Here is a 7,093-nt window from a genome sequence, read left to right on the forward strand (position 1 = left end):
CATATTGTATTTAAACGATTTTATCTTTCACGCCTTCAGGTCGATGTTGATCCGCATACCTTCATTGCCGCATAATTCGGTTACATGGCGGTTACATGGGATCGCCAGCTGACGAATGCGGAGGCTAGGTGGCGAAGGTAAACTTCACTGCGGCTCGGGTAGAGGCGCATCGCTGCGAACAGGGTAAGTCGCAGTCGTTTCTCTGGGACAGCAAGACCCCCGGACTCGGCTTGCGAGCCACTGCTGGCGGAGCCAAGGCTTACATTTTCCAAGGGAGGATCCATGGCTCGACCGTGCGGATTACGATCGGCGATCCGAGAAGCTGGACGATCGACCAAGCTCAGGAGCGAGCCCGTAGTCTCCAGACGGTTATTGATGGTGGCGTTGATCCGCGCGAACAAGAGGCCGAGCAGAAGGCTGCGCACGAAGCTCGGCAGGCAGCGAAGCGCCGTCAGGATGTGACTGTCGGCGAAGCGTGGGAGCATTACTTGGAGCATCTGCGGACAAAGATCTCGCCCAAAACGAAAAAGCCGCGGTCGGAGAGATACATCCTCGACCATATCAACCTCTCGTCGCCCGGCGGAGGTATTGCAAAGCGCGGCGGGAAAGAGAAAGTGCGTGGACCACTGGCTCCGCTCATGCCGCGCAGGTTGACCGAGATCACGGCAACATCCATGTCCGAGTGGCTCGAATCCGAAATACCCAGGGGACCAACGAATGCTGGCCATGCCTTCGGTCTTTTCAAGGCGTTCATTCGGTGGTGCGACACTCACGAGACGTACGCGGGCATCATTCCCCAAGACGCCTATGCTTCGCCCAAGGTCAAGGGCATTCTCCCTCGCAGCGCCGCGAAGGACGACTGCCTTCAGCGCGAACAGCTATCTGTTTGGTTTAACGCGGTACGTGGCATCGCCAATCCAGTAATTAGCGCGTACCTTCAAGGCCTCTTAATCACCGGCGCCCGTCGAGAAGAGTTGGCCGCGCTGCGTTGGGAGGACGTGGACTTCCGGTGGCGCAGCCTGACCATGAACGACAAAGTTGAAGGCACTGGCGGCCGAACTATTCCGCTCACCCCGTACTTGGCAAGTCTATTGCGGAATCTTCAACGTCTAAACGAAATGCCACCAAATAAGCGCCAAGCCGCCCGTCTCGCTGAAAGGGGCGAACAGTGGGAACCATCCGAGTGGGTGTTCGCCAGCAAAACGGCATCGGACGGGAAAATTGCCGAACCGCGTCATGCGCACAATCGAGCGCTGGCGCCGACAGGTTTACCTCATATTTCGCTGCATGGCCTGCGCCGATCATTCGGAACGTTGTCAGAGTGGGTCGAGGTTCCCGTCGGCGTTGTCGCCCAAATCCAAGGGCATAAACCGTCTGCCCTTGCTGAGAAACACTACCGACGTCGCCCTCTCGATCTTTTACGAATGTGGCACGACAAGATTGAAGCGTGGATGCTTGAGCAGGCGAAGATCATTCAAGTATGAGCCCTGAAGTGATGCAACCGTTCGCCTGTTCGCCTCGCGGCCGACGGGGATAGGAAACCGATCGCGCCGCCTGATGGAATCTGGGCGCAACTGTCGTCACCCATTCACCCCAGGTTGAGCGTCTCTTGGGCGAATCCGCCACCTCGATGCCGCTGTTTCGACGATCAAGCGGACAGGAATGCGCATCCTGCAAATGGGACGCAGTTTTTTGCGCTGCATCAAACGCGGGATCGAACTCCCGACCACGATACAGATAACCGTCATCCGAACGAGAAGACGGAGATGCCCCAAAATATGCCCCCACGCTTCATCCCCTGCAAGGCATACGCGTTTCGCCCTATCCGCAGCCCCAAGCATTACCTTCCCGATATCGCGCACGCACGACGCACGTTATCCGCTCTGCCCGCTGCGCGCGGCCTCGAAAAAGTCGACTCGGCGAGCTACGATTGGCAATTATCGTCACACGAAAGACTGCAGCCCGGACGCTCTTACCCGGGAGGGCTAGCTACCGGTCAAACGCTCGGGGATCGGACAGCAGTAGATCGAATGTACGGGTTTTTCTCGTGGTCCCGATTGTACAGAGGCAGGCCCGCTAACGTAGGAACGAGGTTTCTAACATGAAAGGAAATGGTCCGCAACGCGGCACTTGGAGTCAACCGTCCCCGAGGGCGGAAATGTTGGCCGAGCTCGAAGCCCTTGATGCAGCGGTGCGGGCCCAGCGACTATCGATCGGTTACGACAAAAAGGGACACATCGATGACGAAGTGGTTGTAACGGCAATGCTCAGGGCGTGGCATGCAGGCCGTCAGGACGCAAATACTTACGCAAGCGAAGTCCTGCGCCGCGTGACCAAGCAGGTTAGAGCCCATGTGCGGAAGAACCCGGGCTGGCAAAGCCTGGGGGGCGGCTCGAAAGCGGCGACCGAAGATTTTTGCCAGTCTATCGTGTTGAACATATTGGGAGATACCGCAGTGCCGTGTCATGCGGAGCAGGCTTTCGGCAACTACGTGTATCGCCGGTGTCTCGACGAGGCGGCGAAGCTATACGCAAAAAAACATAGCGCGGGCGTGTCACTCGATGGCGAAGACGAAACCATCGAGGTGGTGACGCAGGATACTGATCCTGATGACTTGCCCGCGATGCCGAAGTCGCCCGAACAGGTTCTGATCGACATCGAGGAATACTTGGCTGATCAGCAAGTGCTGGAGAACATCCGCCGCATCGTGCAGGACGACCTGCCGGAAAAGCCCAAGCTGGCTTTTACTTTCCGCTTCTTTGGGCACATGAAGATTGAATCCAAGAAGAGCGATGAGGTAACCGTCACCAGCCTGATGGGGGTCACGGAAAAGACCGCGACCAAATACATCAATGAAGCCATCAAAATCATCAAGCAGAGGTTGAGCAATGACTAACACCAAACGCACTGCAAGTCTGGACGAGGTTCTCGCCGACTACGCAAACGCATCACAGGAATTCGATGCAAAGGTGCTGCGGACGTTCGTTGAGCAGTACCCAGAGCATGCTGGGGCACTGCAGCGCTACGCGCAGGTCCAGCTTACCTCCGTGCCCGCAACTGCCGACGAAGTGGAAAACGAACCGTTATCGGACGAAGAAATGTTGCCCCTACAAAGCAAGCTGTTGCAGCGTATGCAGCAGTTGCGGGGCGCTCCGTCAGCGTCGGACCTCCAGCAAGCTTCGAGCAAGCTAGCCTCCATTTCTGGAGAAAGGGCTACGCAAGCCGTCGCTGCTGCCGTCTTCGGGTCTTCTGAGCACGGTGAGGATTTGCTTCTTCTGTCAATCACCGAGTCAGCATCCGGGGCACAGCACGTCCCCGATTGGTTCTATGAGGAGCTCGGATCACATCTAAGTCTGTCAGCAACGGTTATCCAAGCAAGCCTTGGCTCCCGAATACAACCTACAGGCTTACAGCGATTCAGCACGAGAGGAAAGCCAGCCGAATCTCCTCCCGTCACATGGGAGCAGGCGGTTGAGGACTGCATTACCGATGATGCAGTTAAGAGATCAATATTGGAGCGGTCCAGTCGCTCATAAGCTCTTGCTAGGGAGCCTACGAAGTGAATCCATTCGAATCGTCGCGTATCGAGGCGACCAAGCTTCGCGATGAACTGGAAGCTAAGGGCGTCGACCTCCACCAGACCGGATATCAGCTTGTTGAGGCAACCTGCAAAGCGCTGGACGTAACGCTCAAACAAGTCAAACCATCGATCTCGCTCTTGAAGGGTGCCGATGCAACGATCAATGTTGCAAGGAAGTGGGCGCTCGTGCGAAATGACGTGTCCGACGAGGTCAAGGCCTTCCTAATTGCACATGAGCTTGGACATCTTCGCCTACATCCGACCACAGCCGGCACGGTGGAGGTCACGCAAAGCGCATTGACTGGTGACGCTGAGACGAACGGCGCCAAAGAAGTGGAAAGCTATGGCGCACGCGAGCGGGAAGAGCTACAGGCGAACGTATTCGCCCGCGAGTTCCTGTTGCCACGAGATTTCGCTCGATCTTCATTCCTAGACGATAGACAAGGCGCGACGGCCTTGGCCCAACAGCGCGGTCTTCCCGTAGAGCTCGTTCGACTCCAGCTCTACGACGCCGTATTGTTGCCGCGTGTATCAGTATCGGCCAAAACGTTCAAGCTACCCGATGGACCTACCAAGGCGCAGGAACCAGCAGTTAATAGCGATGCCACGACGACTTTAGTGGAAGCCGGCCCCGGTACAGGCAAGACAACGACACTTCTGCTACGCTTGCGCCGCCTGATCAAACAAGGCGTATCGCCCAACAGCATCGTCATTCTGACGTTCTCGAACAAAGCAGCTCGAGAGCTCGTCGAGCGCGCTCGCGCCGGAAACATTCCCGGAGCCGACCGTGTCTGGATCGGCACTTTTCACGCGTTCGGGCTGGAGTTCCTACGCAAATTTGGCAACCTGCACGCGCTGGAATCTCGCTTTCCAGTACTAGATAAGCTCGCGACCCTCGCGATGTTGGAGACCGATGTCGCAAGCGTCGACCTCGAAGCGTTTGATCCACTCTCCAACCCGTCGCCATGGTTAGAAAATGTCGTAGACACCATCCGACGGGCCAAGGATGAGGTCTTTGACGCAGAGCACTTTGCCGCAGCAGTGAATCAGTCCTCAAGCGGCGACGTGGAAGTTGACGCCAAACGTCGCGATGTGGCAACGATATTTTCACGATACGAGCTACTGTTATCGCGCCGCAAAGCTGTAGACCTGACGGACCTGTTGTGCGTATCAATCCGGCTCATGCAATCGGATGACCCGAACGTGACTCGGTTCCTCACGAGCATCCGCCACGTCATGGTGGATGAATATCAAGACGTAAATAGAGCGAGCGCTTTACTTGTCAAGGTCCTGAGGCGTGCTGCGCAAACGCTTTGGGTTGTGGGCGACGCTAATCAAGCCATCTATGCATTCATGGGGGCGTCGTCGAGCAACCTCGAACATTTTCAGGCGGATTTTCCCGATGCAGTAAGTATTCCCCTGCTGCTGAACCACCGCAGTTCTCAGGAAATTGTCGATGTCTTCGGCAAAGTCGCAAGTCGAAACCCTGCAGGCCGTCAGACAGTTTCGCTGGAAGCCGAACGAGGCTATATTGGGCACGGCCCACGTATCGTGAGCACCTCCAATGAACACGAGCAATTGCGCGCGCTGGCTTGGCGAATCCGTGAGCTGCGAGCAGACGATACCCCGTTGGCTGAACAAGCGATCATTGTCTATAAGAACGCCACAGCAGCCGATATTGCCATGGGCCTAGAGCAGCTCGGTATCCCCGTGCTGTATCTGGGCAACATTTTTGAGCGGCAGGAGATCAAAGATCTGATATGCCTTCTGCAGCTAGCTATAGATCCGTACGGAGTGAACCTTGTACGCGAGTGGCACTCGCCGCTCCTAGCGCTCAGTAGAAGTGGCGCCGATACGATATTCGCGCAGACACGGCAGCAACAATTGGGGTGGCGGGATGTCACCGGCGAGGGGCTGACCGAGCACGACTACCTTTGTTGGCAAAATCTGCGACGGCTCTGCTCTTTGCTCCAAGAAAACATGTCGCCGTGGGATGCCCTGGCTGCGGTGTTGCTCGATGACGGCGAGTGGCTTAGGGAACTCGCCGGCCACCCAGGGCAAGCGGCTGCCAATGCATTAATGGCAGTGTGGCAATTCGTCCATTTCTGCCGATCACCGGACGGTACGGGACGGTGGTCGACCGTGAAAAATCTATCGCAGCGCATTCGCGATCGTATTCGGCTCGGGGAAGACCGTAGCATGCGCGCCGTTCCTCCCGAAGCTGAAGGAATGGATGCGATACGGATACTCACAGCACACGGGAGCAAAGGGCTCGAGTTTGACGCCGTTCATTTCCTATCCGTCACCAAGAGCATCTACGAAGCGCCGAAACCTACATCAAATAAGCTCCTGCCCAACGCGGTCCTGGACAGCAACAGGACCTTAGACATCTTAAAGAATGAACGCCACAACCTGCTGTATGTAGCCGTCTCCCGCCCGAGGCTCTATCTGACGATATATGCAACGGCTGTCGAAGAGCTTCCCGAGGCGCTTAGTGGCTTGCTGCAGCCGCTAGATGGGGCATGGGAAAAACAAGCGCGCGAAGTAACGGCTCCGCAACCCGCCCCGTCCGTGCAGACCTCGGTGTCGCTCGACGAGTACCTACAGTTCGTCAAGTGTCCCCAACGTCATGAGATGTCGGCCAGAGCGGGCCGCGTGCAGCGTGGCGACCTGAAGCTGTACCAGGCCGTCGATTTAGCAACCCGCCGTGCCATGTCGGCCTTGTCGGCCGATGCCTCGCTGCTGCTAGAGGACAAGTGGAAGGGGGAGGTACAAGCCGCCCTCGCCCACTTCAACCTTCATGAGCATGTCTCGGCCAACGCCATCCGGGAGAAGGTGGAGCAGCGGGTCAAATGTGGGCGAGACCGGTTGCTGGAAGGTGGTGCGGCAAATGCGAAGGTGCCGATGGAGCTTGGACCGCTGCGGGTCGAACTCGAACCCGACCAGATCTTTCAGGCGAACGGCACGCAACGTCTGCGCTTCATCCGATCACACGAAAGCAGTTTGAAGTCCATGAAACAACCTTTGGCGGCTTTGCTGGACGCCCACCATCAGGCGGGCGGAACGAAAATGAGCATTGAAGTGACAACGCTTTCGAGCGGGGAAACCACTTCCGTCGGCACCATCAAGGCGCCGACACGCGCCAAGTACCAGACAATCGCGATCGGCCTGTGCTCGATGCACTTCCCTGCCTCTCCGGAAAGCGAACGAACCTGTGACAACTGCGCCTTCATCTTCCCCTGCAACAAGCGCGTGTCAGATTGAGCGCGGGTGATTTACGGCTTTTTTTTGTGACCCCGATTGACCTAGGGAAACACTGATTTATCCGGCTCTGTGGTCATCGCTGACGCAGCCGAGGACGTTGTAGAAGATAGTTCACGGAACGGGTCCACGACGATGAAACGGCAAATGAGCTTTGCGGAAGCGGAAAGCACGGGCAAGAAGCGCATGACTCGGCGCCAGCGTTTCCTGGAAGAGATGGAGAAGCTCGTGCCGTGGTCGCGATTGCTGACG

General features: G+C 57.0%; 4 protein-coding genes and 1 pseudogene. All 5 read left to right on the top strand.

Annotated features, from left to right (window positions below):
• The first annotated feature begins 128 nt into the window (after positions 1–128).
• Complete coding sequence (locus HWX22_RS29040) at positions 129–1,484, top strand: integrase family protein (RefSeq protein ID WP_175916882.1); 1,356 nt, start codon at positions 129–131, stop codon at positions 1,482–1,484.
• Between the two features lie 674 nt (positions 1,485–2,158).
• On the top strand, positions 2,159–2,896 hold the full coding sequence (locus HWX22_RS29045) for a sigma-70 family RNA polymerase sigma factor (protein ID WP_175916883.1): 738 nt from the start codon (positions 2,159–2,161) through the stop codon (positions 2,894–2,896).
• Positions 2,889–3,536, top strand: coding sequence for a hypothetical protein (locus tag HWX22_RS29050; protein WP_175916884.1), 648 nt, complete (start codon positions 2,889–2,891; stop codon positions 3,534–3,536). The genes HWX22_RS29045 and HWX22_RS29050 overlap by 8 nt, the downstream gene beginning before the upstream one ends.
• Before the next feature lie 23 nt (positions 3,537–3,559).
• Entirely contained in the window at positions 3,560–6,844 is a 3,285-nt protein-coding gene (locus HWX22_RS29055; protein ID WP_175916885.1) for a UvrD-helicase domain-containing protein, read from the top strand.
• A 132-nt stretch (positions 6,845–6,976) separates the two neighbouring features.
• Positions 6,977–7,093: pseudogene (locus tag HWX22_RS29060) on the top strand (IS5/IS1182 family transposase); the annotation flags it as partial.

It is taken from the genome of Burkholderia sp. BCC1638, from assembly GCF_902833195.1.
Taxonomy (GTDB): domain Bacteria; phylum Pseudomonadota; class Gammaproteobacteria; order Burkholderiales; family Burkholderiaceae; genus Burkholderia; species Burkholderia diffusa.

Coding starts and splice junctions, on each gene's coding strand:
- HWX22_RS29045 (WP_175916883.1), top strand. CDS start 2,159: ATGTTGGCCGAGCTCGAAGCCCTTGATGCAGCGGTGCGGGCCCAGCGA.
- HWX22_RS29050 (WP_175916884.1), top strand. CDS start 2,889: ATGACTAACACCAAACGCACTGCAAGTCTGGACGAGGTTCTCGCCGAC.